This is a genomic window from Streptomyces sp. CoH27, assembly GCF_020181035.1.
In the GTDB taxonomy this organism is placed as follows: domain Bacteria; phylum Actinomycetota; class Actinomycetes; order Streptomycetales; family Streptomycetaceae; genus Streptomyces; species Streptomyces camelliae.
The window spans coordinates 181039-206100 of the sequence record NZ_JAIQYY010000001.1; the positions used below are offsets into that span (position 1 = coordinate 181039).

The 25062-nt window shown below is 72.3% G+C and carries 22 protein-coding genes and 4 pseudogenes; 13 read left to right on the plus strand and 13 right to left on the minus strand.

Annotated elements, in window-relative coordinates:
• Positions 1–26: 26 nt before the first annotated feature.
• From LE548_RS00895 to LE548_RS00905, 3 genes are all read right to left on the minus strand, one after another.
• The gene (locus tag LE548_RS00895; RefSeq protein ID WP_225094624.1) at positions 27–446 is read right to left on the minus strand and encodes a CBS domain-containing protein; all 420 of its coding nucleotides are present in this window, start codon (positions 444–446) and stop codon (positions 27–29) included.
• A 94-nt stretch (positions 447–540) separates the two neighbouring features.
• A complete protein-coding gene (locus tag LE548_RS00900; RefSeq protein WP_225094625.1) occupies positions 541–1089 on the minus strand; it encodes a type 1 glutamine amidotransferase domain-containing protein in 549 nt (182 codons plus the stop codon).
• 64 nt (positions 1090–1153) lie between these two features.
• Positions 1154–1561 carry a cyclic nucleotide-binding/CBS domain-containing protein gene (locus LE548_RS00905; RefSeq protein WP_263635554.1) on the minus strand — a complete coding sequence of 136 codons (408 nt, stop codon included), beginning with the start codon at positions 1559–1561 and terminating at the stop codon, positions 1154–1156.
• A gap of 380 nt (positions 1562–1941) precedes the next feature.
• On the opposite strand from LE548_RS00905, the gene LE548_RS00910 reads away from it, so the two are divergent.
• On the plus strand, positions 1942–2850 hold the full coding sequence (locus LE548_RS00910; protein ID WP_225094953.1) for a cation diffusion facilitator family transporter: 909 nt from the start codon (positions 1942–1944) through the stop codon (positions 2848–2850).
• A 25-nt stretch (positions 2851–2875) separates the two neighbouring features.
• Here the strand turns inward: LE548_RS00910 and LE548_RS00915 are convergent.
• From LE548_RS00915 to LE548_RS00925, 3 genes and pseudogenes are all read right to left on the minus strand, one after another.
• A pseudogene (locus LE548_RS00915) lies at positions 2876–3114 on the minus strand (alkene reductase); the annotation flags it as partial.
• A 447-nt stretch (positions 3115–3561) separates the two neighbouring features.
• Complete coding sequence (locus LE548_RS00920; protein ID WP_225094627.1) at positions 3562–4551, minus strand: pirin family protein; 990 nt, start codon at positions 4549–4551, stop codon at positions 3562–3564.
• A gap of 79 nt (positions 4552–4630) precedes the next feature.
• The gene (locus LE548_RS00925) at positions 4631–5098 is read right to left on the minus strand and encodes a MarR family winged helix-turn-helix transcriptional regulator (protein WP_225094628.1); all 468 of its coding nucleotides are present in this window, start codon (positions 5096–5098) and stop codon (positions 4631–4633) included.
• Positions 5099–5292: 194 nt separating this feature from the next.
• On the opposite strand from LE548_RS00925, the gene LE548_RS00930 reads away from it, so the two are divergent.
• The 4 genes and pseudogenes from LE548_RS00930 to LE548_RS00945 all read left to right on the plus strand — a co-directional run bounded on the left by LE548_RS00930 (position 5293) and on the right by LE548_RS00945 (position 9863).
• Positions 5293–6348, plus strand: coding sequence for a LacI family DNA-binding transcriptional regulator (locus LE548_RS00930; protein ID WP_225094629.1), 1056 nt, complete (start codon positions 5293–5295; stop codon positions 6346–6348).
• A gap of 117 nt (positions 6349–6465) precedes the next feature.
• A pseudogene (locus LE548_RS00935) lies at positions 6466–7017 on the plus strand (extracellular solute-binding protein); the annotation flags it as partial.
• 25 nt (positions 7018–7042) lie between these two features.
• Positions 7043–7666: pseudogene (locus tag LE548_RS00940) on the plus strand (carbohydrate ABC transporter permease); the annotation flags it as partial.
• Positions 7667–7712: 46 nt separating this feature from the next.
• A complete protein-coding gene (locus LE548_RS00945; protein WP_225094630.1) occupies positions 7713–9863 on the plus strand; it encodes a beta-galactosidase in 2151 nt (716 codons plus the stop codon).
• Between the two features lie 277 nt (positions 9864–10140).
• On the opposite strand, the gene LE548_RS00950 is transcribed toward LE548_RS00945, so the two are convergent.
• The gene (locus LE548_RS00950) at positions 10141–10521 is read right to left on the minus strand and encodes a hypothetical protein (RefSeq protein ID WP_225094631.1); all 381 of its coding nucleotides are present in this window, start codon (positions 10519–10521) and stop codon (positions 10141–10143) included.
• 120 nt (positions 10522–10641) lie between these two features.
• Complete coding sequence (locus LE548_RS00955) at positions 10642–11106, minus strand: SRPBCC family protein (RefSeq protein ID WP_225094632.1); 465 nt, start codon at positions 11104–11106, stop codon at positions 10642–10644.
• Between the two features lie 46 nt (positions 11107–11152).
• Here LE548_RS00955 and LE548_RS00960 point away from each other — a divergent pair, with 46 nt between their 5' ends.
• The 3 genes from LE548_RS00960 (at position 11153) to LE548_RS00970 (ending at position 13293) form a co-directional block, all read left to right on the plus strand.
• Positions 11153–11782: a TetR/AcrR family transcriptional regulator gene (locus LE548_RS00960; protein ID WP_225094633.1), complete on the plus strand. Its 630-nt coding sequence runs from the start codon at positions 11153–11155 to the stop codon at positions 11780–11782.
• A 209-nt stretch (positions 11783–11991) separates the two neighbouring features.
• A complete protein-coding gene (locus tag LE548_RS00965) occupies positions 11992–12522 on the plus strand; it encodes a hypothetical protein (protein WP_225094634.1) in 531 nt (176 codons plus the stop codon).
• A 153-nt stretch (positions 12523–12675) separates the two neighbouring features.
• Positions 12676–13293 carry a TOPRIM nucleotidyl transferase/hydrolase domain-containing protein gene (locus LE548_RS00970; protein ID WP_225094635.1) on the plus strand — a complete coding sequence of 206 codons (618 nt, stop codon included), beginning with the start codon at positions 12676–12678 and terminating at the stop codon, positions 13291–13293.
• A 23-nt stretch (positions 13294–13316) separates the two neighbouring features.
• Here the strand turns inward: LE548_RS00970 and fabV are convergent, their stop codons facing one another.
• A complete protein-coding gene (gene fabV / locus LE548_RS00975; protein WP_225094636.1) occupies positions 13317–14513 on the minus strand; it encodes an enoyl-[acyl-carrier-protein] reductase FabV in 1197 nt (398 codons plus the stop codon).
• Between the two features lie 215 nt (positions 14514–14728).
• On the opposite strand from fabV, the gene LE548_RS00980 reads away from it, so the two are divergent.
• Positions 14729–15157 carry a hypothetical protein gene (locus LE548_RS00980; RefSeq protein WP_225094637.1) on the plus strand — a complete coding sequence of 143 codons (429 nt, stop codon included), beginning with the start codon at positions 14729–14731 and terminating at the stop codon, positions 15155–15157.
• A 577-nt stretch (positions 15158–15734) separates the two neighbouring features.
• Here the strand turns inward: LE548_RS00980 and LE548_RS00985 are convergent.
• Entirely contained in the window at positions 15735–16370 is a 636-nt protein-coding gene (locus tag LE548_RS00985; RefSeq protein ID WP_225094638.1) for a LysE family translocator, read from the minus strand.
• Between the two features lie 46 nt (positions 16371–16416).
• Entirely contained in the window at positions 16417–16887 is a 471-nt protein-coding gene (locus LE548_RS00990) for an aminoacyl-tRNA deacylase (RefSeq protein ID WP_225094639.1), read from the minus strand.
• Positions 16888–16994: 107 nt separating this feature from the next.
• Here LE548_RS00990 and LE548_RS00995 point away from each other — a divergent pair, with 107 nt between their 5' ends.
• The 4 genes from LE548_RS00995 to LE548_RS01010 all read left to right on the plus strand — a co-directional run bounded on the left by LE548_RS00995 (position 16995) and on the right by LE548_RS01010 (position 22158).
• The gene (locus LE548_RS00995; protein WP_225094954.1) at positions 16995–18083 is read left to right on the plus strand and encodes a DUF5937 family protein; all 1089 of its coding nucleotides are present in this window, start codon (positions 16995–16997) and stop codon (positions 18081–18083) included.
• A 61-nt stretch (positions 18084–18144) separates the two neighbouring features.
• Positions 18145–18972, plus strand: a complete 828-nt coding sequence (locus tag LE548_RS01000; protein ID WP_225094955.1) for a PaaX family transcriptional regulator C-terminal domain-containing protein — start codon at positions 18145–18147, stop codon at positions 18970–18972.
• 171 nt (positions 18973–19143) lie between these two features.
• Complete coding sequence (locus tag LE548_RS01005) at positions 19144–20553, plus strand: alpha/beta hydrolase (RefSeq protein ID WP_225094640.1); 1410 nt, start codon at positions 19144–19146, stop codon at positions 20551–20553.
• A gap of 15 nt (positions 20554–20568) precedes the next feature.
• Positions 20569–22158, plus strand: a complete 1590-nt coding sequence (locus LE548_RS01010; RefSeq protein WP_225094641.1) for an MFS transporter — start codon at positions 20569–20571, stop codon at positions 22156–22158.
• A gap of 141 nt (positions 22159–22299) precedes the next feature.
• On the opposite strand, the pseudogene mshA reads toward LE548_RS01010, so the two are convergent.
• Positions 22300–23551, minus strand: a pseudogene (mshA, locus tag LE548_RS01015) (D-inositol-3-phosphate glycosyltransferase).
• Between the two features lie 92 nt (positions 23552–23643).
• Positions 23644–25026: an L-serine ammonia-lyase gene (locus LE548_RS01020; protein ID WP_225094642.1), complete on the minus strand. Its 1383-nt coding sequence runs from the start codon at positions 25024–25026 to the stop codon at positions 23644–23646.
• Positions 25027–25062: the final 36 nt, after the last annotated feature.

Here is a 25062-nt window from a genome sequence, read left to right on the forward strand (position 1 = left end):
GGGCTCACCCCGGTGGGCTTTCCGCTTCACCCGTCGGGCCGGGCCGCGCTGATGTCCCCGAGCGCGGAGCCGGGATCCCGTTCGATGGCCAGGTCCCCCAGGGAGACGACTCCGACGGGGCGGTCGCCCTCGACCACGGGCACCCGGCGCACCGCGTGCTCCCGCATGAGCCCGATGACGTCGCCGACGGTGTCGCCGGGGCCGACCGTGACCAGGTCTTCGCTGCACGCGCTCGCCACGGTCCGGTCGCCGGGGTTGCCGCCTTCCGCCATGACGCGGATGACGAGATCCCGGTCGGTCACCATGCCGCGCAGATGACCGTCCTCGACCACGAGCACATCGCCGATGTCCTCCCGGCGCATCAGCTGGGCGACGTCGACCACCGATGTCAGCGGAGCCACCGTGACGAGGTCCTTCGTCATGATGTCGCGAACATGCCGGGTCATGCTTCCTCCCTCGCATTCCGGAGAAACGGGGAGAGCGGCCTTTTCCGCCCTCCCTCCGTCGTACAGAACGTGAGATGGACTCGGCGGGTCGCGGTCATCGTCCCGCCGCCTCGTCCTCGAAGACGTCCAGATAGCTCTCGCAGAACGCCTTCAGGTCGTCCGGCTTGCGGCTGGTGACCAGCTTGTTGCTCCCGTGGTCGCAGATCTTGACCTGCTCGTCGACCCAGGTGCCGCCCGCGTTGCGGATGTCGGTCCGCAGACTCGGCCACGACGTCAGCTCACGCCCCCGCACCACGTCCGCCTCGACCAGGGTCCAGGGCGCATGACAGATCGCGGCGACCGGGCGGCCCTGCTCGAAGAAGTCCTTCACGAACGCGACGGCCTTGTCGTTCATCCGCAGGAAGTCCGGATTGGCGACCCCGCCCGGCAGCACCAAGCCGTCGAAGGACTCGGCCGACGCGTCACCGACGACCTCGTCCACCGTGAACGTGTCCGCCCTGTCGAGGTGGTGGAAGGCCTGTATCCGACCGGCACGCGTCGACACCAGCACCGGATCGTGACCGGCCGCGAGGGCCGCCTGCCAGGGTTCGGTGAGCTCCACCTGCTCGACGCCTTCGGGCGCTGTCAGAAACGCGATACGCATGATCGGTCGACTCTCCTCTCCGGTGTTCGCTGTCCGTGTCATGCGGTCCTGCGCCGTGTCGCGGTCACGCGCCGGGTACGACTCTGCCGTGCAGTTCCGGCGTCGGTGCCACGGTGGGGGCCCAGGTCGCCCCGAGGGCCGGGTCGTCGGCGCAGACGAGGCCCACGGGTTCACCGGCGACGGTCACCGCGGCGTACCGGGCCGACCGCTCGCGCATCCTCATGGCGGCGTGAGCGATGTCCTCGTCCACCGTCACCGTGACCAGTTCCCCGGGCACCGACCGGGCCACGGGCACCCGCCGCGGGTCGGCCCCGTCCGCGACGGCACCGACGAGCAGATCGCGGCCGCTGACGAGCCCGATCAGGTGTCCGTCGGCCACCACCATGACGAGGTCGATCCCCCGGTTGCGCATCACCTGGGCCACGGCTGTCACCGACGCCCGGGCGTCCACGGCTGTCGGAGCGTCGGTCATGATCTCGCGCACCTTCCTGACCATCGCGGCCCCCTTCCAGGCCCGGGCCCGGCCCTGTCACCGCGCTCCCGCGCCGGGTACCCCGCACCGCCCGCTTCACCACGCACACGCACCCGGCTCGCTCCCCTCGGTGCCGGCGGCACCCCTTTGGACCAGGTGGGTTCCATGCCCCCGCATGAACGGCGCTCACCGGGGCATTCGCCGAGCAGAGGGGGACGTCGGGCCCTGGCGGCCGCGCCGGTGTCTCGCCGCGGCGGCCGACCCGAGATCCGCGCCCGGTCACCTCGCGTCCGCGGCACGAGTCGGCCGGCCGGGTCCGTACGGCAGGCTGGAGGGCTGTGTTGGGGAAGGACACCGACGGGAAGCGCGGCCGGAACTCCATGGCCCGGGACCTGCGAACCCGGGTCACCGTCCTCGTCGCCCTCGCGGCCAACCTCGTGATCGCCGCGGCCAAGGCGGTCGCCGGGCTCTTCGCCGGGTCGCCCGCGCTGCTGTCGGAGGCGGCGCACTCGGTCGCGGACAGCCTGAACGAGGTGTTCCTGCTCATCGCCCTGCGCCGCAGCAAGCGGCCCGCCGACGACCGTCATCCGTTCGGCTACGGAAAGGAGCGCTACTTCTGGGCGCTGCTGGCCGCGGTGGGGATCTTCGTCATGGGCGGCTGCTTCTCGGTGTACCAGGGCGCGCAGGCGCTGCGTACCAACCGGCAGGAATCGCTGACGGGTTACCTCGCGGGACTGGCGGTGCTCGGGGTCGCCCTGCTGGCCGACGGCGCCTCCCTGCTCCGCGCCGTGTACCAGGCGCGCCGGCACCGGGAGGGCGCGACCGACCCGGCGCTGCGCACGGTGATCGCGGAGGACGCGACCGCGGTGACGGGTGTGCTCCTCGCGGCGGCCGGTATCGGGCTGCACCTGGTGACCGGGCAGGTCGCCTGGGAGGCCGGTGCCTCCATGGGGATCGGCGCCCTCCTGGTGTGCGTGGCCTACCAGCTGGCCCGGGAGGCGCGGGACCGGCTGATCGGCGAGGCGGTCGACACGGAACTGCGCGACCGCATCGGGGACTTCCTCGCGTCCCAGGAAGAGATCGACAGGGTCGCCGCGCTGCTGACGATGCGGCTGGGTATGGACGCGGTCCTGGTGGCCGCCCGCGTCGATCTGGTGCCGGGGCTCGACAGCGAGGAGGTCGAGCTGGTCTGTGTGCGCCTCAAGCGCCGGATCACCATCGAGTGGCCCCAGGCCGAACATGTCTTCCTGGACATCACCGAGGCCCCCGGCCCCGAGGAGAGCCCCTGATTCCGGCTTCTCAGGCCTGCGGGCCGCGCCGGGGCAGGTCCGGGTCGGCCAGGAACAGGGCGCCGTAGGAAATCAGGTCGGCGACTCCGTCCTCGATCAGCTGCAGCTCCTCCGGGCCCGTGGGGCCGGGGGCAGTGAGATGGGGTTGAGGATGAAGGTACCCGGCCACTGCTTGCGCAGCCGGACGGTGAGGTGGGCCAGAGCGAGCGGGGCGAGCGCGTCGGCCAGGGCCGTGCAGGTGGCCTCCGCGTCCGTCTGCTCGGATCCGGCGCCGCCACCATGACCCGCACCGTTGGCGCCTGGAGAACGCGGGGTTCGTCCGCCGCCGCTCCTCCCCCAGCGGCAAGCGGGGCACGATCGCCGAACCCACGGTCGCCGGCATGGCTCTGCGGCGCGAGGTGGAACGCGTGTGGCTCGACCTGGAGTCCGGCGTCGCCGATGAGCTGACCCCCGAGGAACGGGCCGAGGCCCTCAAGGTCCTGGAGCGGATCGAGGACAGCCGTGCACGGGCGACCGCGCAGCAGGACTGCAACCGCGGCGGTGGGACTCGGCCTGGGCCAGGTCGAGTTGGCGGGGTGTGGAGAGACGGGGCCGTGTTGCCGCGGTCCCGTCCATCAGGTCCGCCCGCCCCGCGGCCCGGTGCTGAAGCATCGCGTGTGCGTCGGCGGAGGAGAGCATGGTCCTCCTCCCTCCCCCCGCCGGCGCGGCAGGTCAGCGGCGCGCGGGGTTCCCGCGCGGGGTGATGATCGCGTTCGGCAGCTGCGGAGCGGGAAGGCGGCCGCCCGGAAAGCCCTCGACGGCACCGAAACGGCCGGAGGACGCCTCCCACTCCTCCCGGGCCCGCACGATGTCCTCGTGGGTGCGCCCGATGAAGTTCCACCACATGACGATCTGCTCCCCGAAGGGAGGCCCTCCCAGCAGGACCACCCGCGCCGGAGCGTCCGACTCGTTCACCACTGTGAGGACGCCGGTGCCGCAGGGGACGTAGCCGAGTTCCGCCGGCCGCAGCACCGTGTCGAGCAGGCGGACGTCGCCGCTGTCCACGAGGAGGCCGTGTTCGAAGGAGGGGTCCACGGCGAGGTCGAGTGACGCACCCGGTCCGAGGGTGATCTCGGCGCCGAGCAGGGGTGTGAAGGTACGCACCGGTGAGGTGGTTCCGGCGAGCGAGCCCAGGAACACCCTGATCTCGGCCCCGTCGGTCCGCACCGGCTCGGGCACGTGATGCTGGAAGTCGCGGCCGGTGTTCCGGTGCTCCTCGGGAAGCGCCACCCAGAGCTGGACGCCGTGGAGGACGGTGGTGCGCGGGGTGGAGACCTCGGAGTGGCAGATGCCGTATCCGCCGGTCATGAGGTTCATCTCGCCAGGCCGGATCAAGGCGCGGGTGCCAAGACTGTCGCGGTGCTCGATCTCCCCGCTGAACAGCCAGCTCACCGTCTGCAGCCCGGTGTGCGGATGCGGGGGCACGTCCATGCCGCCCGTCGCGGCGACATCGGCGGGGCCGTAGTGATCCGCGAAGCACCAGGCTCCGATCAGCGTCCGGGAGCGCTGCGGCAGCGTCCGCCGCACGCGCAGCGCACGCGGACCGCCCAAGGGCACCTCGCGCGCGGACAGCACATCGACCGAGGGCTCCCGATCCGGCCGGTCGCCGTCGGTCAGCGATCCGCACCTCAAGGCCGCAGGGTCGGTTTCCACGGTGCTCACCGGGGCCGCCTCTCACCCATACTGGTTGTCACATCAACTACCTTGCCATGAGGGCAGGCGGATGGCCACCCACCCCCGGTCAGGACGGGTCCGCGTCCAGCTGTGTGATCACTCGCTCGGAAACCCGGGCCAGTGTCCGCAGTTCCGCCGGAGTCACATGGTCGAGGAACAGAGAGCGCACCGCTGCCACATGAAGCGGAGCAGCAGCCTCGATCGCCGCCCGGCCCGCCTCCGTGATCACGACGAACGCCCCGCGTCCGTCCTCAGGACACTCCTCCCGCACCACCAGACCGCGGCCTGCCATGCGCGCGATGTGATGCGACATCCGGCTCTTCTCCCACTCCAGCGCACGGGCCAGATCCTGGTGGCGCTGCCGCCCCTCCGGCACGTCGGTCAGATTGACCAGCACCGCGAAGTCGGCAGCCGACAACTGGGACTCCGACTGGAGCAAGCGCGCCAAGCGGCCTCCGAGCCGCTCGTGCAACCGTACGAAACCCCGCCACGCATGCTGCTCTTCCGGCGTCAACCACCGCACGCTCTCCTCCATGAACACAGTGTAAATGTCGTTGACGCATCATCTACCTCGCCGATGCCGGAGAAGTGCCGCCCGTGAATACGGGATGTTGCCCAGAGTCTTGACGCCTCTTGTTCGAACTGCGTACACATGACTGCGCAGTCATGACGGCGCAGTCAGCCACAGGGACCGGACGGCAGCGGGTCACCGACGCCCAGGGAGAGGCCATGGCACAAGGGGAAGTGCGGAGCGGCAGCGCCGCCGCACCACGCGGTGTGGACGTGGCCCGACAAGCGGGTGTGTCTCAGAAGACCGTGTCGCGCGTCTTCAACGGGGAGCGGTACGTCTCCGAGGACGTGCGCCGCCGTGTGCTGGAGGCGGCCGAGGAACTCGGCTACCGGTTGAACAGCGCGGCCCGGGCACTGGCCTCCGGGCGGACCCACTCCATCGGCGTGGTCACCCTGGGGACCGCCCTGTACGGGCCCGCCTCACTGCTGATCGGCATCGAGCGGGCCGCGCGGGACGCGGGGTACGCGCTCCGGGTGGCCAACACCCTGGAAGGCGACCCGGGCGGCATCGCCGGCGCCGTGGAACACCTCCTGGAACAGGGCGTGGACGGCATCGTCGTGTCCGAGCCGATCGACGAGGGCGCGGTCTCGCTCAGTGTCGACGTACCCGTGCTCGTCCTCGGCTCTCCCGCCCCGTTCGCCGGTCCTCGCACGGTGTCCGCGGGAGTCGGGGCCGAACTGCCGGCCCGGGAAGCCACCCGGCATCTCCTCGGCCTCGGGCACCGGGTGGTCCATCATCTTGCTGGTCCCCAGCGGTGGTTCGCCGCCCGGGACCGGCTCGCCGGCTGGCGCGCGGCGCTGGCCGAGCGGGGCAGGGATCAGCCGCCCGTCATCGAGGGTGACTGGTCGGCCGCGTCCGGGTACGCGGCGGGCCACGAGCTCGCCTCCGACCGTGACGTGACCGCAGTGTTCGCGGCCAACGACGACATGGCCATCGGTCTGATCCGCGCGCTGACGGAGGCCGGGCTACGCGTGCCCGAGGACGTCAGTGTCATCGGCTTCGACGACACCCCCGTCTCCGCCTATGTGACGCCCCCGCTGACCACCGTGCGCCAGCCGTTCGACGCCGTGGCACGGGACGGGCTCCGGCTTCTGGTCCACGCGATCGAGGAGCCGGACACGGAGCTGCCCCCGGCGCACGACCCACCGGTCGAACTCGTGCTCCGCGCCTCCACCGCACCCCCGCCACAGCACCGGCCACAGACCACCGACTGACCCACTGCCCGACTGACCGGCCACGCTCATCGCCTTCCTCTGCACGGCACGAACGGCACCCACCCGACACGCCCTCGCCAGGCGTGCCGTTCCTACGCCCATCGGCGGGAGTTCCCCATGCCCAGATCCTTCAGCCACCCGTCCCCGATGAGCCGCCGGCGGTTGCCCGGCGCCGTCGGCGCGACATCGCTCGGCGCGGCGCCGGCCGCATGCGGCGGCGGCAGCGGCTCCGGCGGCTCGTCCGGCCCCGCCAAGCCGGTCAGCCGGGCCGACATCGACACAGCCATGAAGACACCGGCCCAGCTGACGTTCCGGACCTGGGTCCCGGACATCACCGAGGAGGTCGCGCTTTTCGAGAAGACGTACCCGGCCCTCAAGATCAGGGTCGTCAACGCCGGTCAGGGCGTGACGCATCACACCAAAACGCGTACGGCCCTCAAGGCGGGCAGCGGCGCTCCGGACCTCGCGCAGATCGAGTACCAGGCGGTGCCGACGTTCACGATCACCGGCAGCCTGCTCGACCTGCGGCCGTACGGCGCCGCGGCGCTGAAGAACACCTTCGTGGACTGGACCTGGGGTCAGGTCAGCGGCCCGAACGGTGAGGTCTGGGCCGTCCCACAGGACACCGGCCCGATGGGCATGCTGTACCGCAAGGACATGTTCGACCGTACGCCACCTGGCTCACCGCGGCCTGGGGGCCGGCGTTCCTGTCGTCGGCGCCGCGCTGCTCGCGGCCGCCGCCGGATGCGGCTTCGCCACGTTCCGCTTCCGTGGCGACCGCGTGGCCTTCGGCCTGGTCCTCGGCGCCGTCATGGTCCCCGCGACCGCGCCGGCGATCCCGGCCTATCTGCTGTTCGCGAAGGCCGGCCTGGTCAACACCCCCTGGGCGGTGATCCTGCCCTCACTGGTCAACGCCTTCGACCTGTACCTCATGCGCGTCTGCGCCGCCGACGCCGTACCGGACAGTCTCCTGGAGGCCGCCCGCCTCGACGGGGCGGGCGAGGCACGGATCTTCTTCCGGAACGCCCTCAGGCTCCTGGCCCCCGGCCTGGTGACCGTCCTGCTCTTCACGCTCGTCGCGACCTGGAACAACTACTTCCTGCCCCTGATCATGCTCAATGACCGAAGTCCGTTTCCCGTCCCGGTCGGGCTGTCCTCCTGGGCCACCCAGGCGCAGAGCGGCGGCGCCGGCGCCGGCAGCGGCATGGCCGCGCTCGTGGTGACCGGATCCCTGATCTCGATCGTCCCGCTCGTCGTGGCCTTCCTGCTGCTCCAGCGCTACTGGCAGAGCGGCCTGGCCACCGGAAGCGTCAAGCAGCAGCGCCACCGGCGCTTGCCCTTCTCTCTCCTCAGGAGGTCCCTTCATGCCGGATCTGCCCGCCCGTGTCCTCTTCGGTGCCGCGTACTACCACGAGTACACGCCCGCCTACGACCCCGGGCTGCGGCCCGAGGAACGGCTGAAGACCGACCTCGATCTGATGGCGGAGGCGCACTTCAACGTCATCCGGGTCGGGGAATCGGTCTGGTCGACGTGGGAGCCGGAGAACGGCCGGTTCGAACTCGACTGGCTGCAACCGGTGCTGGACGGCGCCCAGGAGCGCGGCATCTCCGTCGTCGTGGGCACGCCGACGTACGCCGTACCGCCGTGGCTGGCCCGCCAGTACCCGGAGATCGCCGGGGAGCAGGCGACCGGCCGGCGCATCGGCTGGGGCGGGCGCCAGGAGGCCGACTTCACCCATCCCGCCTTCCGCTTCCACGCCGAGCGAGTGATCCGCAAGGTCGTCGCCCGGTACGCCGGCCACCCCGCGGTCATCGGCTGGCAGGTGGACAACGAACCGGGCCTGCACCTCTTCCACAACCGCTGCGTCTTCGAGCGCTTCGTGGACCACCTGCGCCACCGTTACGGGGACGTGGAGACCCTCAACCGGGAATGGGGGCTGGTGTACTGGTCCCACCGGCTGACCGACTGGGCCGATCTGTGGACCCCGGACGGCAACGCCCAGCCCCAGTACGACGTCGCCTGGCGGGAGTTCCAGGCCCGCCAGGTCACCGAGTTCATCGGCTGGCAGGCCGGCATCGTCCGCGAGTACGCCCGCCCCGGGCAGTTCGTCACCACCTGCATCTCGTACACCCGCCAGGGCGTGCGGGACGACGACCTCTCCGCCGTGCTCGACATCGCGTCCGGCAACCCGTACTACGACATGCAGGACGGCCTCCTGCTCCCCGACCCCACGCCCGACGACCACCGACAGATCTGGAAGACGACCGGCGTCTGGGCGATGTACCGGACCGCCGACTGGATGTTCTCCTCCCGCCAGGAACCCTTCCTGGTGACCGAGACCAACGCGGGCTCTGTCGGCTTCGCCTGGGACAACCGTCCCGCCTACGACGGCCAGTGGCGGCAGGCCGCCTGGGCACACGTGGCGCGCGGGGCACGGATGATCGAATACTGGCAGTGGCAGACGCTGCGCTTCGGTGCCGAGACGTACTGGGGCGGTGTCCTGCCGCACAGCGGACAGCCCGGCCGTGTCTACGCCGAACTCGCCCGGCTGGGCGCCGAGTTCGACAAGGCGGGCGCACTCGTCGCAGGTCTCGAACCGGACGCCGACCTCGCGATGGTCTACTCGACGCCGAGCAAGTGGCTGATGGAGAAACACCCCCCGCTCGCGACCGCCGACGGCGCCCCGGACCCGACGGCCTACGACGGCATCTTCGACCCCTTCTACCGTGGCGCCTTCGACGCCGGCCGCCAGGTGCGCGTCATCCACGCCCGGCAGTTGCACGACCCGCTCGGAGACCGGGAGGGCATGGCCCCCGAGGAAGCGGCGCGCCGGCATGCGGTGCTGCTCGTCCCGGGCCTGTACCTCGCCCACGACGACCTTGTCGACTGGCTCGCCGCCTATGCCGAGGCCGGCGGCCATCTCGTCCTGGGCCCGCGGACCGCCTACGCCGACCACGAGGCCCGCGCCCGGCTCGCACCCGCGCCCGGCCAGCTCGCCGACGCCGCGGGCGTGCGGTACGACGAGTTCAGCAACCTCGTCCACGACCTCCCGGTCCGCGGCACGGCGGGCGGCCCACTCCGGCTGCCGGAGCACGCGCATGCCACCCGGTGGGCGGACGGCCTGGTCGTCACGGACGCCGACGTTCTCGTCTCGTACGAGCATCCGCACTTCGGCCGCTGGCCGGCGGTCACCACCCGCCCGCACGGCGCGGGCCGGATCACCTGCGTGGGCACCGTTCCGGACCGGGGCTTCGCCCGCGCCCTGGCCGCATGGCTGGCGCCCACCGCGCGCCACGGCTGGCGGGACCTCCCCGCGTCCGTCACCGCGACCACCGGCACCTCCCCCGACGGCCGACGGGTCCATGTCCTCCACAACTGGGGCTGGGCACCCACCCGTGTCACCGCCCCCGCCGAACTGACCGACGTGCTGGACGGCGGCGAGATCCCGTCGGGGACCGAGCTGGAGCTCGGCGCGTGGGACGTCCGCGTCCTCGTCACTTCACCGAAGAACTGAGCGTCATCCCTGGTCATCCCCGAGGCATCCCTGGTCATCCCCGAAGGGACGTGGAGCAGGCGACTGCCGAGGTGGTCCGGATGAGCCGCCTGGTCAACGGCCTGCTCGTGCTGGCCCGCGCCGAGGCGAAGGTGACGGCGGCGGCAGAACCGCTCCCGCTCGGCGACATCGTCCGCGAACGCCTCTCGGTGTGGCGGCCGGCCGCCGCCGAGCGCGGAGTGCGCATCGCGTCCGAGGGCCGGACCGACGGCGGGCCTGTCGTCCTGGCCGGCCCCGGTCATCTGGACCAGGAGAAGTCCCGGGCCTTCGACCGCTTCTGGCGCGGCCAGGGCCTGGCCGACCGCTCGGGCTCCGGCCTGGGCCTGTCCGTCGTGCGCCGGCGGTCGAGCACGTTCACGATCGACTCGATCTTCCTGCCGACCGGCTTGTTCTGCAGCAAGTGCTCGAAGTAGTCGACGATCCCGGCGTGGTCGGTACGGATCCTGTGGGAGACCGTCGGCAGCACAACGGCGTCCTTCGCGTACAGGTCGGGTGCCTTGGTCGCCTTGGGCTTCGGCGCCTCCTTCGCTCCGGCCACCCCCGCTCCGGCAGTCAGGGTGGTGGCGGCGAGGGCGGTGGCGGTGATGACGGAGGCGCGGGTACGGGTCGTACGGTTCACGGTGAACTCCGTTGCGCAAGCGGCCTGTCGAAGTGACTCCAGACTCGCTTCGCGCCGGTCAGGGCCCGTGCAGCGGACGTACAGCGCGGCCCCGGCAACCGTACAAATCCGCGCTCGACGTCAGGATCCGGCGGCGGACCCATGGCGGGCCAGCTCGGTGGCCAGCCGTTGCATGACCGTGCGGTTGGCGCGCCGCATCACGGACCGGACGACGGGTGCCAGCAGACGGTCGGCGAGGGGAGCGCGCACCCAGGTGTACGTGAACGACACACGGCTCCCACCGCTCGGCAGCGCTTCGACGGTGTAGGTGCCGTGAGCCAGGCGCCGGCCGGCCGCGCTGACGTTGCGTTCGACGATGCGCCGCGGCGCGTCGGCCTCGACCACTTCGATCGTGACGTCGGTCCTCGTGCCGCCCAGCGCGGCGGTGACCGTGGCGGACGATCCGATGCCGCGATCGGGGCCGTCGTAGCGCCAGTTGCCGAGGTAGTGGTCGGTGAAGCGTTCGTGATGAGCCATGACATCGAGGAAGTCGTAGACCTGTTGGGGCGTCTGCGGTACGTCGATCGACACGGAGACGGGCTTCATGTACCACACGGTACATGCGGCGTGTACCCATGGGTACACTGCCGGCGTGGCGCGTGACGGGATCGACGACGGGGCGGATTCGGACGACTCGCACCCCGGGGGCGCCGCACGTGGCACGACAGGGGACCGGCGTGCCCAGCTCGTGGCCGCCGCCGTCGACCACGTCACGGCACAAGGCATCGCCGACCTGAGCCTGCGCCGCCTGGGCGCCGCGATCGGTGTCAGTCACCGCATGCTGATCCACTACTTCGGCTCCAAGGAACAGCTGCTCGTCGAGATCGTCCGGACGTCGGAGCGACGCCGGCGCGATGAGTTCTCCCGGCTGCGCACGGAGCCCGGCCTCTCCCCCGCCGATGTCGCACGACGCCTGTGGCGGCAGCTGACGGATCCCGCACTGGCCGGCCAGGAACGGCTCTTCTTCGAGATCTGCGGGCACGCGCTGCGGGGGCGCCCCGAGGCCGTACCGGTCCTCGACGGACTCGTGACGGACTGGCTGGAGCCGCTCGTCGCCGCCGAGACGGCCGCGGGGGTGGACCCCGTCACGGCCCAAAGCCGCGCCAGGCTCGAACTCGCCACCGTCCGCGGCCTGTTGCTCGATCTGCTCGCCACCGGTGACCGGGCCGGCGTCGACGCGGCGATGGAGGAGTTCCTCCGGCTCTACTACGGCCCGAAGTGACGCCGTTCACCGATCGGCACGGCTCCCGCCATTCCGTCAACAACCAAGTTCCGGCCACGCGTTTCCCTCGGGGCACCCTGCTCTAGATAAATCTTCAACCAAAGGATCACCCGGTGCGGCAAAGGGGTCTACCCGCATAGATGGGCGGGGTGGTGTCATGCTCATGCTCGCCCGGAACGATGCCGGGCAACACACCGGGAGACCCCCACATGTCCCGAATAGCGCGCCCCCTGGTGACCACTCTGTCCACCCTCGCCCTCGCCGCGGCGGGGCTCGCGGTGACCACCGGAACCGCGCACGCGCAGTCGTGCAGCCAGGCCTACCTCCCCCTCCCCGACCCCACCTGCCAGCCCGGCGCCCTCAACCCCGACGTCACGCAGGACACCATCGACTCCACGATCTGTGTCTCCGGCTGGACCTCGACAGTGCGGCCCCCCAGTTCGTACACCACCGCGCTGAAGAAGAAGCAAATAGTGGAGTACGGCTACACGGACACCAACACCTCCGACTACGAAGAGGACCACTTCGTTCCCCTCGAACTCGGCGGTAGCCCGACGAGCGAGCAGAACCTCTGGCCCGAGCCCCACTACGACACGGGCGGCTACACCGCCTCCGACAAGGACACCGTCGAGAACAAGCTCAAGAAGGCCGTCTGCGCGGGCACCGTCAGCCTCGCGGACGCCCAGAACGCGATCGAGACCGACTGGACGACAGCACTGTCGAGCCTCGGCCTCAGCTGAGCTCACACCCGCACCACAGGGGCCGGCGCCCCCCTCGGGGGCGGCCGGCCCCGCTTGCGCCGCCTGCCGCGTCCCGGCCCACCCGCGGCGGTCGTCGACGGCGCGGCGTGAATTGCCTGGCGCGACGGCCGTCGCGGGGCGGAGACTCGTGTCATGGCCGACATGGGGGCGTTCCGGGACGCGGTCACCACGTGGGCGGCCGGCGGCCCCGGCGAGCCCGCGCGCGCGTGGGCCGCGCGGCTGTCCGTCCGAGCGGCCGTCCTGCTCGAAGGGCCGAGCGACGTCGCCGCGGTTGGCGCGCTGGCGGCGCGGCGCGGCCGGGACCTTGCGGCCGAAGGAGTCTGCGTCCTGCCGATCGGCGGCGCCATGAGCGTCAGCCGCTGCACCCGCCTTCTCGGGCCGACCGGCCTGGACCTCCGCCTCACCGGACTGTGCGACGAGCGGGAACGCCCGTACTACGCCCGCGGCTTCGAGCGCGCCGGTGCGGCACAGCAGGAGTTCTTCGTCTGCGCGGCGGATCTGGAGGACGAACTCATCCGCGCGCTGGGCGTGACACACATGGCGGAGCTCATCGAGGCGGAGGGCGACCTGCGCGCCCTGCAGACCTTCCTGCGCCAGCCCGCACAGCAGCGCCGCACCGCCCAGCAGCAGTTGCGGCGCTTCCTCGGCACGAAGAAGGGGCGCAAGATCCACTACGGCCGCGTCCTCGTCGAGGCCCTCGACCCCGACCGCGTACCGGACCCACTCGACGCCCTGCTCGCCGGCGTCTGATCACCGGCCGTGACGCCGCACGGTCAGATGGCGGACGGCCAGGGGACGGTGGTCCGGCTCGGGGCGCTGTAGTCGATCCCGGGCACGTCCCAGCCGTAGAGCCGGCCGACCTGGGTCCGGAACCAGCTGGTGTCCGCGAGTTCGGCGAGGGTGTCGGTGGTCGCGGCGGTCCAGCGTTCCCGGACGGCGGCCTGGACCTTGTCGTCGAATTCCCATCCGTCGAGGCGGATGCGCTGCTGCTCGTCGAGCTGGAGCGGGGCCTCCCCGGTGAGCTGCCGCCACAGCGCGGTGGCCTGCTGGGCCGTGCTCTGGAAGCTGTCGCCGAGAACGGCGTGGAGAAGGCTGGTGTAGAGGGCGATGGAGGGGATCGCGGTGGAGGCCTGGGTCACGGCCGCGCCGGCGACGACGGTGTGGGCCTGACCGCCGAGCGGGGCCAGCTCCTGCTGGAGGCCGCGGGCGGTGTCTTCCAGGTGCTGCTTGGCAGCGCCGATGGTGCCGGCCCGGTAGATCGGCGCGGTCAGGTCGGAGCCGACGTAGGAGAGCGCGACGGTGTGGAAGCCGTCCTGGATCAGCCCACGGTCGGCCAGGGCCTCGGCCCACAGCCGCCAGTCGGCACCGCCCATGACCTGTACGGTCGCGTCGCGCTCCGCGTCCTCGGCGGGTTCGAGCTCCAGGGAGCCGACGAGCGGGGTGTCGCCGTCGAACTGCAGCGTCTTGGCCCGGTAGGCGGATCCGAGAGGTTTGATCACCGAGTGGTGGACCTCGCCGGTGACAGGGTCCGTGCGGCGCGGCGCGGCGACGCTGTAGATGAGGTGGTCGACCTTGCCGTACCGGGCGGCGAGGTGGTCCAGGGCCTGTTCCTTGGCCGCGGCGGAGAAGGCGTCGGCGTTGAGGAAGGCGAAGCCGACGTCCGCTCCGGCGAGTTCGGCGGTGCGGGCGGTGCGGTACCAGCCGGCCGACGCGGTACGGCGCCCGGTCTCGGGGGCCTCGAAGGCGATGCCGAGCCCGCGCATGCGGTAGCTGCGCAGCGCGGCGACGGTGGCGGCGAGGCCGTAGCCGGCGCTGGAGCCGATGATCAGGGCGACGGGCCCCGGCCCGGCCGAGTCGGCGGCGGTGCCGGTGTGCTGCCACAGATCGTCGACCACGGCAGCGCAGCCCTCGGGGTGGGAGTTGACGTAGAGGAAGCCGCGGCCGCCGGGGCTGATCGTGCGCAGTGTCATCGAGTTCCTTCGTTCCGGGTGTGGTCCGCGCCGGCCGGGCGCGAGGCGGTCCAGGTCAACGCCCCGGTGCGGCGGGTCTCCATCCTGCCCGGTCAACCGGCCTCGGGAAGTGGCGACTTGTACCAGGGTCCGCCGGCGAATCTTGTCGATGTCGTAAGGCAGGGGGTGCCCTCGGCACGGAGGGCCCGAGCGGCTCGTCGCCTATGATCACCGGCATGTCCGCCCTCCACGAGCGTTCCGCCCTCAGTCAGCTGGCCTTCGGTGAACGGCTCTTGGGGTACGGCAGCGTCGTTCCCGCCAAGAGCGCCAAGGGCGTCAGCATCAACGTGGGCGGGGTCGTCGCGAACCAGCTGATGCACACCATCGGCGCGCAGTCCGGCGGAGCCGGCAGCATCGCCGCGGGGATGCCGGGCGCCTCCGGGGCGCTGCTGCTGCGCGTGACCGACCAGCGGGTCGGACTGGTCCGACCCCTGGACGGCACCCCGGTGTGGGAGGTGCCGCGGGCATGGGTGGCCCGGGTCGAACGCCGGCCCCGCACCCAGCTGATGGCCCGCTTCCGCCTGCACTACGCCGACGGTTCCTGGCTCGCGTTCCTCACGATGCGCCGCCGTACGATCGAGCAGTTCCGCTCGCTCATCGGCTGACCGTGCGCCGGCGTGTGACCGTGCGCCGGCGTGGCGCCTCGTCGTCAGGGACGTCCGGGGAGCTGAAGTGGAAGGGCACGCCCAGGTGGCCGGCCAGGGCGCGACCGGCCTCGTCGGCGATCCTGCCCGGCAGCGGCCCTCCAGGACGGCGGTGGACGGTCGCCGGATGGCCTTCCCCTGAGGGTCCTCCAGGACGGCGACCACGTCCACGAACCAGTCGTGGACGGTGTCACCGTCCCAGAGCGCCTCGACCGCGATCACGCGGCCCCGGTGAGCGGCGGCACGGGCGGCCTGCGAGGGGACGTCGAGCGGATCGGGTGCTTCGCGCCTCACCTGGTCGCCGAGAACCTCGTAGCGCGCGTGGACCACCTCTTCCGCCTCGCGCACACCCGGCCCCAGCGGCCGCAGCGCTTCCCACACGGCCTTCATCGCCGCAAGCGGGCGGTCGTCCAGCACGTGCGCGTCGACCTCCCGGCGGGTCCGGTCCTCCAGGTACGTCCACCACGTCATGGGCCGAACGTACCCCGGTGGCGCACCGAGCCGTATCGAGTTCCGGGCCTGGGGAACACGGGCCCGTTCAGCGGGACGTGCAGGCGACGAGCACGCCGAGGCCGACCAGTGCGGTGCCGCCCGCCGCGCCGATGGCCGACAGGCGGCGGTCCGAGGCGGCGAACCAGGAGCGGGCGGCCGAGGCGCCCAGCCCCCACAGGGTGTCGCAGCACAGTCCTACGGCGGCGGGGACCAGGCCGAGGATCATCATCTGGGCCGGGATGCCGCCGGCGTCGTAGTGGACGAACTGCGGCAGGACCGCCGCGAAGAAGACCAGGCCCTTGGGGTTGGTGACGCCGACGAGAAGGCCGTCCAGGACGGTGCGTAGATCGCCCCGTTTCCGGCCCGCCGGGACCGCCATGTCCGCGCGCAGCCGGTCGCGGTGCCGGATCGCCTGGACGCCGAGGTGGATGAGGTAGGCGGCGCCGGCGAGCTGTACGGCGGTGAGGACGTGGGCCGAGCCCTGGACCAGGGGGCCCAGCCCCAGTGCCACGATGACGACGAGCGCATAGCTGCCGAGGAGGTTGCCGAGCACGGTGGCGAGCGCCGCGCGGCGGCCGTGGGCGAGGGCGCGGCCGACGACGAACAGGACGCTCGGTCCCGGGATCGCGATCACCACGAAGCACATCGCCGCGAACGCCAGAAGGCTCGACGTGGACACCATCGGCCGGTCCTCTCCTCAGGTCTGGGGCGGTGCGCCGTGCGCCGGGCTACTTGTGCAGCAGGGCCACGTGCGCGCGCGGAAGCCGGGCGAGGACCGCGGGCCGCACCTCCACGGTGCGGGCGGCCGATCCGGCACCGCAGAAGACCGGCCCGCATGATGCGACGACGGCCGTGTCGATCCAGCACGGCACGCCGGGCCGGGGGCTGATGGGCGGGATGCCTCCGGGAACCAGTCCCGCCGCGGTGAGCAGGTCGGTGCCGGCCGTACGCAGCTGGGCGCGGCCGATGCCGGCGGCGGCCGCGAGACGGGCGAAGTCGACCCGGTCGTCCGCGCGCAGGGCCACGAGCAGGAGCGGCAGCCGCGGGGAGGTGAAGGCGAGCGTCTTGACGGCCTGGGACCAGGGGAAGGGCAGCGCCTTGCGTTCGGCGACGCTGTGGGCGGCGGCGTGCTCGTGGACGGTGTACGCGCTGCCGTCCGCGTCGAGCACGGCCTGCCAGGGTTCCTCATGGGTGCTCATGCGCGACCTGGGCTTTCGGCTGGTGAAGGCGATGGCTGCTGCGGTGAGCCTGGACGACGCGGCCGGATCCGATCAACTGATTGTGAAATCATGCAATCGTGATCACGATGCGCTTCAACGAGACGGCCGAGGAGGATCTCGCCTTCTCCCTCTCCCCGTTGCTCGAAGCGGTCCATTCCTGGCACGTGCTCACCCGTCCCGGGCACCACGCCCTGCACGTGCCCTGGGTGCGGCGCTGCCGACGCCTGCCCGCCGCGCTGCGCCGGCACTTGCGCGAGCACAGCTTCGTGGTGGCCGACCACATTCCGGCCCTGTTCGAGAGCCTGGCGAACGATCACGAGGCGGACTTCGCCGAGCAGCTCGCGGCCGTGCGCGCCCTGCCGCCCGTGCAGTTGGCCGCGGAACTCTCCGAGACCCTCGTCGACACCACCCGCTACCGCGGAGCCGACCTCGTCGAGAACGCCGGCACCCGTGATGCCGCGCTCGCCGGGCTCCGGCAGAGCGACTCCGGCCGGGCCGCACGCCTGAGCGCCGTCCTCACCGATCCGCTCCCGGTCCTCGAAGGCACGCTCACCGCGCTGGAGGACTACTGGAGTGCCGCCTTCGCGGCCGAGTGGGAACGCGTCGAGCCCGCCCTGTACCAGGCGATCGCCCAGGCCGGACAGCGGATCGCCCACCAGGGGGTCTTCCCCATGCTGCGCACCCTGGTGCCGCAGATCCGCATCGACCCGGGACAGCGCACGCTCCGCCTGGACCGTCCGCACGACCACGACATCGCGGTCACCTCGGCCCGCCCGGTGACCTTCACCCCCAGTCATTACGTCTGGCCCCACGTGCGCGTCACCTGCGACGCTCCCTGGCCGTTGCGGATCACCTATCCCGCCCTGCCCCTCGCGCCGGCCTCGGCCGCCCGCCCCACCAGCCAGGCGGAGACACTCACCGCGCTACGGGCCCTGGCCGCCGCCCCACGCCTGCAGATCATCTCCTGCCTCGCCGCGCAGAGCCGCAGCACCCAGGAACTCGCCACCCTCCTCGGCCTGTCCCAGTCCGTGATCTCCCGCCACCTCCAGCAGCTCACCCAGGCGGGACTGACCACCACCCGGCGCGAGGGCTACTACGTTCTCTACGCCCTCGACCAGACCCGCCTCGCCCAGATCGCCGCGGCCCTCACCGGCCTCGCCACGCCCGGCGACTGACGCGGCGCTCGGGGCGACCGGCGATCATGTGTGTGTCAGCGGCAGGCGGGCCTCGTACTGTATCCGCGTGACCAGTCCCGTCCCCCGTCCGCAGTCCCTCCTGCTCAGCTTCCTCGGTGACGAGGTGCTGGGTCGCGGTGTGTGCGTGTACACGGGGAGTGTCATCGAGGTGTTCCGGCGCGCCGGTGTCGGGGAGCAGGCCACCCGGTCCACGCTCACCCGGATGGTCGGGCGCGGGCTGCTGAGCCGGCGGCGTGCGGGGCGGCGGACCTATGTCGGGCTCACCGGCCGTTCCGAGGCCATCCTGCGCGACGGGGAGAGGCGGATCTGGAAGACGGGCGCGGTCAACCGGGACTGGGACGGCACCTGGACGCTGCTCGGGTTCTCGCTGCCGGAGTCGTGGCAGCGCCAACGGCACGATCTGCGCTCACAGTTGACCTGGGCGGGCTTCGGGGCGCTGTTCAGCGGGCTGTGGATCGCGCCGGGCGAGGTCGACGTCTCCGGGATCGTCGCCGAACTGGGTCTGACCACGCACGTGAAGGTCTTCCGTGCCCACGCGGACCCGGGCATGGACATCGCCGAGATGATCGACGACACCTGGGATCTGCCCGAACTCGCCGCCCGTTACCGGGACTTCGACGCGACCTGGCGGCCGTACGCGTCGGGCGGCGCGGGCCTCGCAGGCGAGGACGCCCTTGCGCTGCGCCTCCGGCTGACCGCCGAGTGGCTCCAGGTCATCCGCGCCGATCCCCGGCTGCCGGTGCGGCATCTGCCGGCGGACTGGCCGGCGGCCGGGGCGGAGCGGACGTTCCGCGCGGTGCACGCCCTGCTGGAGGCGCCCGCCCGGGACGCGGCGCGCCGGCTGATCGAGACCCTTCCGGTGGCGTAGCGCTCCGCCCGCATGTGGGATCTCCGCACGGACTCGCCCGCCCCAATGTTGTGCATCGCATTGACGGCCGTGAGAAATCAGCCCTACATTCCTCGCACCGTCGTTCAGTGCACTGAGCATCTGCCCATGTCGTCGCCCCCGCTCCGCAGCCGCCCAGAAGGAGCCCACGTCATGCACGACAGCAGCCGTCCCGCTGCCCGTACCCGTCTGCGCATCGCCCTCGCCGCGCTGGCCACCCTCGCCTCCACGGCCCTCGCCACCTCCCCCGCACCCGCGGCCGAGGCCGACGCGCCGGCCGCCTCCCACCTGACCGGCACCCTCTCCGACGGCGCCACCTGGATCGCGGACGTGCCCGCCCGCTGGAACGGCACCCTGCTGCTGTTCAGCCACGGCTTCGGGCCCACCGTCGCCAAGGACGCGCCCTCCGACGCCGTACGCACCGAATTGCTCGCCGAGGGCTACGCGATGACCGGGTCGTCGTACGACCCCCATGGCTCGATGTGGGCCCTGAACAGCGCCGAACGCGACCAGTTCGCCACCCTCGGTGCCGTCACCGCCCGGATCGGCACTCCCCGGCGCACCCTGGCCGTCGGCCAGTCCATGGGCGGGCTCGTCAACGCGCAGATCGCCCGCGACGGCGCCGGACGCGTCGACGGCGCGCTCGGGCTGTGCGGCCTGGTCGCGGGCGGCACCGACCTGGACAACTACCAGCTCGACGCCGAGTACACCCTCGCCCGGCTGCTGCTGCCGGGGCAGGACGTCGGCCTGGTCCGCTTCGGCTCCGCCGACGCCGCGGCCGCCACCGCGAAGCGGCTCACCGACGCCGTCACCGCCGCCCAGGCCACCCCGCGGGGCCGCGCCCGGATCGCGCTGGCCGCGGCCTTCCTCAACCTGCCCGCCTGGGCGCCCGGTGCGGACCGGCCCGGCCCGGCCGACTGGGCAGGCCAGGAGGAGCAGCAGTACGCGTGGTTCGCGCAGGGCATCCTGTCGTTCGTCGAGGGAGGCCGGTACGCCGTCGAGCAGTCCGCCGGTGGCAACAACTCCTGGAACCAGGGCGTCGACTACGCCCGTCTGCTCGCCGGATCCGTGCACGCCCCCCAGGTCCGCGCCCTGTATCAGGCGGCCGGGCTCGACCTTCGCGCCGATCTCGCGACCCTGACCCGGGGCGCCTCGATCACCGCCGACCCCGCCGCGGTCCGTGCCGCGCAGCGCACCTCCTCCGCCGGTCAGGGGCTCGCCGTACCCCTCCTGGACGTGCACACAGTCGCCGACAACCTGGTCCCGGTCGAGCAGGAACGGCAGTTCGGCGACCGGGTGCGCGCGGCCGGGGACGGCGCGCTGCTGCGGCAGGCGTACGTCGAGCGGCAGGGCCACTGCACGTTCACCACCGCCGAGACCGTCGCCGCCCTGCACGCGCTCGAACACCGCGTCGCCGGCGGCCACTGGGACGACGCCGCGACCCCGGCCGCGCTCCAGAAGTCCGCCACCGCGCTCGGTCTGGACGGGGCGGCCTACGTCCCGTTCCGCCCGGCACGCCTGACGGTCGGCCGTGACCGCCCGGCGCACCCTGCCCACCACTGACGTTGGGACCCGCTCATGTCCGACACATCCGCCGCCCCGCGCGGTTCTCTCCCCCTCGGCACGCTCGTCGCCGGGTGTCTCGCCGTCTGCCTCGCCCAGATCGGCCTCGCCATACCGGCCACCCTGAACGGCCTGTTCCAGGAGCACCTCCACCCGGTGGGCTCCCAACTCACCTGGATCTCCGACGCGTTCCTGCTGCCCGTCGCCGTGCTGGAACTCACCTTCGGCGTGCTGGGCGACCTCTTCGGCCGCAAGCGGCTCCTCGTCGGCGGCGCCGCGCTGCTGTGCGCGGGTGAGGTCGTCGCCGCGAGCGCCTCCGGCATCCATCAGCTGTGGGTGGGGCAGGCGCTGGCCGGTCTCGGTGCCGCAGCGCTCTTCCCGACCTCGCTCGCCATGATCGCGGCCGGCACGCACACCGGCGCCGAACGCGCCCGCGCCATCGCCGTATGGGCCTCCAGTCTGTCGGCGGGCGGCTTCCTCGCCCCGCTGCTCGGCGGGATCACCGGCACCTACGGCTCGTGGCGCTCGGCGTTCGTGGTGGTCGCCGTGCTGGCCGCGGTCAGCGCGCTGGTGAGCCTGTGGCTCGCCGGCAACTCCCGGGCGCCGGAAGGACGTTCGCTGGACCTGGGCGGCCAGATCACCATCGGCGTCGGCCTGTTCGCCCTGCTGTACGCCGTCATCCAGGGGCCGACGGACGGCTGGGGGTCGGCTCCGGTGGTCGTGGCGTTCGTGCTCGCCGCGGTGTTCGTGGGCCTGTTCGTGGCCGCCGAGCGCCGGGCCCGCTCCCCTCTGCTGCGCCTGGACCTCTTCCACAACCGTTCCTTCGCCATCGCGTCGGTGGTCGCCGTCGTGGGCATGTTCAGCTTCCTGGGCACGGCCTACGCGACGAGCATCCGGCTCGGCCCCATCCAGCACCAGAGCCCGATGCGCGCCGCCTTCGCGTTCCTGCTGCTCAACGGCATCACCCCGGTCCTCACCCCGCTGACCTCCCGGCTGCTGCACCGGCTGCCCGCGCGGGCGCTGCTCACCGCCGGTCTGGCGCTGATCGCCGCGGGTGACTTCCTGGCCGCCGGGCTCGACGTCGGTGACCGGAACCTCACCTCGCTGATCCTGCCGCTGGGGCTGGTCGGCATCGGCTTCGCCTTCACGGTGTCGTCGATCACCGCGACGGCCGTCAACACGGTGCCGCTGCCGCTCGCGGGCATGGCGAGCGCGGCGACCAACCTGCTGCGCGACTTCGGTTTCACGCTCGGCCCGGCGGTCATCGGCGCGGTCGCGCTGAGCCAGGCCGCGTCCCGGGCGACCTCCTCGCTGGCCACCTCGTCGTCGCTGGACGCGGGGTCGAAGGCGGCGGCCCACGAGGTGCTGCGCGATGGCGGCCCGCTCGCCCTGAACTCCGTCCCCGCCGCCTCCCCGCCGGGCGCGGCCCGTGCGTACGCCCTCGACGCCCTCGGACACGGCTACGCGATCGGCTTCGTGGTGTGCGGCTCGGCCGCGCTGTTCTCCGCGCTGCTGGTGGTGACGGCACTGCGCGGGCGGACAGCGGAGGAAGGCGCGTCGCGGGCGCAGGACGGTACGGAGCGGACCGCTCTCAGCATGGGATGAGACCGGGGCGGCGAGTCCGGGGCGTCAGATGCCTTGGACTCGCCGGCCAGGATGCCCGCTGCGCGGAACCGGGTCAGGGGCGGTCGAGCGATCCGGACTCCGGTGCGGGAGCGTCAGGCCTGGGCGTCTCCCCATGGCGCGTCAGCGGTGAAGGTGTCGCTCGCGCAGCGCGGCCGCGTACACCTCCGCCGTCGCCGCCGCGGCCGTGTCCCAGCTGAAGCGCCGGGCGTGGCGGGCCGCGGCCGTGCCCATCTCCGCCGAGAGCGCGGGGGCGTCGGCGAAGCGGCACAGCGCGCTGGCGTAGTCCACGGGGTCGTGCCCGCGGACGAGAACGCCGCTGACGCCGTCGCGTACGGCCACCGGCAGGCCGCCGACCTCGGCGGCGATCACCGGCGTACCACAGGCCTGCGCCTCGACGGCCACCAGGCCGAAGGACTCGCTGTAGGAGGGCATGACGAGCACGGATGCCGCGCGGTACCAGTCGGCGAGCCGGTCCTGGCCGACCGGCGGCCGGAACAGCACGACGTCGGCGATGCCGAGCCGGGCGGCCAGCTTCTGCAGGCCCTCCGGCTCGGCCGGCCCGCTCCCGCTCGGCCCGCCCACGACCGGCACCAGGATCCGCTCACGCAGCCACGGCCGCTCGCGCAGCAGCCCGGCCACCGAGTGGAGCAGGACGTCCGGTGCCTTCAACGGCTGTATGCGGCCCGCGAACAGCACGACGAACGCGTCCTGCGGCAGCCCCAGACGCTTCCGGGCCACGGCACGCCCGGCCGGCACGCCCGACGGGTCGGGCCGGAAGCGCTCCAGGTCGACTCCGGGATGGACGACGGCGACCCGGCCGCCGTCGGCGTCGTAGTGGCGCAGAAGTTCGGCCGCTTCGGTGTCGGTGTTCGCGATCAACCGGTCGGCCGCCCGGACGACGTGCGTCTCGCCGCGCACGCGGAGCTCGGGCTCGGGGGTGTCGTCCCGGGCGAGGGAGGCGTTCTTGACCTTGGCCATGGTGTGCATGGTGTGCACCAGGGGGGACGCCCCAGCGCTCGGCGGCGAGGCGGCCGACGTGGCCGGAGAGCCAGTAGTGGGAGTGGAGCAGGTCGTAGTGACCGGCGCGGTGACCGGCCCACGCCCGCGTCACGCCGTGGGTGAACGCGCACAGTTGGGCGGGCAGGTCTTCCTTGGCCAGGCCCTCGTAGGGTCCGGCGGTCACGTGTAGGACCAGGACCCCGGGCACGAGGGCGACGCCGGGCGGGAGACCGGCGGAGGTGGCCCGCGTGAAGATCTCCACCTCGATGCCGAGGGCAGCCAGGCGCTTGGTGAGCTCGACGATGTAGACGTTCATGCCGCCGACGTCGCCGGTGCCCGGCTGGTGCAGCGGCGACGTGTGCACGCTGAGCATCGCGACCCGGCGGGGGCGGCCCGCTCCGGGCCTCGTGACATACCGGCTCACCTCACGAGCCTCCTTCCGCCTGCCGGGCCCCACCCGCTTCCTCAGCACTCGATGACGTTGACGGCGAGTCCGCCGCGGGCGGTCTCCTTGTACTTGATCTTCATGTCGGCGCCGGTCTCCTTCATGGTCTTGATGACCTTGTCGAGGGAGACGTGGTGGCGGCCGTCGCCGCGCAGGGCCATCCGGGCGGCGGTCACGGCCTTGACCGCGGCCATGCCGTTGCGCTCGATGCACGGGATCTGGACCAGGCCGCCGACCGGGTCGCAGGTCAGGCCGAGGTTGTGCTCCATGCCGATCTCGGCCGCGTTCTCCACCTGCTCCGGGCTGCCGCCCAGCACCTCGGCGAGGCCGCCGGCCGCCATCGAGCAGGCCGAGCCGACCTCGCCCTGGCAGCCGACCTCGGCGCCGGAGATCGACGCGTTCTCCTTGAAGAGCATGCCGATGGCGCCCGCCGCGAGCAGGAAGCGGACGACTCCGTCCTCGTCGGCTCCCGGCACGAAGTCGAGGTAGTAGTGCAGGACGGCGGGGATGATGCCGGCCGCGCCGTTCGTCGGGGCCGTCACCACGCGGCCGCCGGCCGCGTTCTCCTCGTTCACCGCCATCGCGTAGAGCGTCACCCACTCCATCGCGCGGCTCGCCGGGTCGCCCTCGCTGCGCAGCGCCCGGGCCGCCGCGGCGGCCCGCCGGCGGACCTTCAGGCCTCCGGGGAGGATGCCTTCGCGGGACATGCCGCGCGAGACGCAGGCCCGCATCACCCGCCAGATCTCCAGCAGGCCCGCGCGGATCTCCTCCTCGGAGCGCCAGGCCTTCTCGTTCTCCAGCATCAGCGCGGAGACGGACAGGCCGGTCTCCTTCGTCAGACGCAGCAGCTCGTCGCCCGTGCGGAAGGGATGGGCGAGCACCGTGTCGTCGAGCTTGATCCGGTCCTCGCCGACGGCGTCCTCGTCGACCACGAAGCCGCCGCCGACCGAGTAGTACGTCTTCTCCAGCAACGGCAGACCGTCGGCGTCGTAGGCGAAGAGGGTCATGCCGTTGGCGTGGTACGGCAGCGATCGCCTGCGGTGCAGGACGAGTTGGGTCGAGACGTCGAAATCGATCTCGTGGGCCGGGCCGATCTCGGCGCCGAGCAGGCGGATCCGCCCGGTCGTGCGGATCCGCTCGACGTCCAGCTCGGCCTGGGCGATGTCGACCGTGTGCGGTTCGTTGCCCTCCAGGCCGAGCAGTACGGCCTTGGGGGTCCCGTGGCCGTGGCCGGTGGCGCCGAGGGAGCCGAACAGCTCGGCCCGCACCGCGGCGGTCTGGGCGAGCAGACCGTCCTTCTTCAACCGGGCGGTGAACATCCCGGCGGCGCGCATCGGGCCCACGGTGTGCGAACTGGACGGGCCGATGCCGATGGAGAACAGGTCGAAGACGCTGATTGCCACGCCACACTCCGTGGGGTCGGCGAAGCGTGCCGGGCA

Bases quoted from the DNA above. Each gene is read 5' to 3' on its own strand.
- LE548_RS00895 (WP_225094624.1), bottom strand. From the start codon at position 446: ATGACCCGGCATGTTCGCGACATCATGACGAAGGACCTCGTCACGGTG.
- LE548_RS00900 (WP_225094625.1), bottom strand. From the start codon at position 1,089: ATGCGTATCGCGTTTCTGACAGCGCCCGAAGGCGTCGAGCAGGTGGAG.
- LE548_RS00905 (WP_263635554.1), bottom strand. From the start codon at position 1,561: ATGACCGACGCTCCGACAGCCGTGGACGCCCGGGCGTCGGTGACAGCC.
- LE548_RS00910 (WP_225094953.1), top strand. From the start codon at position 1,942: ATGGCCCGGGACCTGCGAACCCGGGTCACCGTCCTCGTCGCCCTCGCG.
- LE548_RS00925 (WP_225094628.1), bottom strand. From the start codon at position 5,098: ATGGAGGAGAGCGTGCGGTGGTTGACGCCGGAAGAGCAGCATGCGTGG.
- LE548_RS00930 (WP_225094629.1), top strand. From the start codon at position 5,293: ATGGCACAAGGGGAAGTGCGGAGCGGCAGCGCCGCCGCACCACGCGGT.
- LE548_RS00945 (WP_225094630.1), top strand. From the start codon at position 7,713: ATGCCGGATCTGCCCGCCCGTGTCCTCTTCGGTGCCGCGTACTACCAC.
- LE548_RS00955 (WP_225094632.1), bottom strand. From the start codon at position 11,106: ATGAAGCCCGTCTCCGTGTCGATCGACGTACCGCAGACGCCCCAACAG.
- LE548_RS00965 (WP_225094634.1), top strand. From the start codon at position 11,992: ATGTCCCGAATAGCGCGCCCCCTGGTGACCACTCTGTCCACCCTCGCC.
- LE548_RS00970 (WP_225094635.1), top strand. From the start codon at position 12,676: ATGGCCGACATGGGGGCGTTCCGGGACGCGGTCACCACGTGGGCGGCC.
- fabV (WP_225094636.1), bottom strand. From the start codon at position 14,513: ATGACACTGCGCACGATCAGCCCCGGCGGCCGCGGCTTCCTCTACGTC.
- LE548_RS00980 (WP_225094637.1), top strand. From the start codon at position 14,729: ATGTCCGCCCTCCACGAGCGTTCCGCCCTCAGTCAGCTGGCCTTCGGT.
- LE548_RS00985 (WP_225094638.1), bottom strand. From the start codon at position 16,370: ATGGTGTCCACGTCGAGCCTTCTGGCGTTCGCGGCGATGTGCTTCGTG.
- LE548_RS00990 (WP_225094639.1), bottom strand. From the start codon at position 16,887: ATGAGCACCCATGAGGAACCCTGGCAGGCCGTGCTCGACGCGGACGGC.
- LE548_RS00995 (WP_225094954.1), top strand. From the start codon at position 16,995: ATGCGCTTCAACGAGACGGCCGAGGAGGATCTCGCCTTCTCCCTCTCC.
- LE548_RS01005 (WP_225094640.1), top strand. From the start codon at position 19,144: ATGCACGACAGCAGCCGTCCCGCTGCCCGTACCCGTCTGCGCATCGCC.
- LE548_RS01010 (WP_225094641.1), top strand. From the start codon at position 20,569: ATGTCCGACACATCCGCCGCCCCGCGCGGTTCTCTCCCCCTCGGCACG.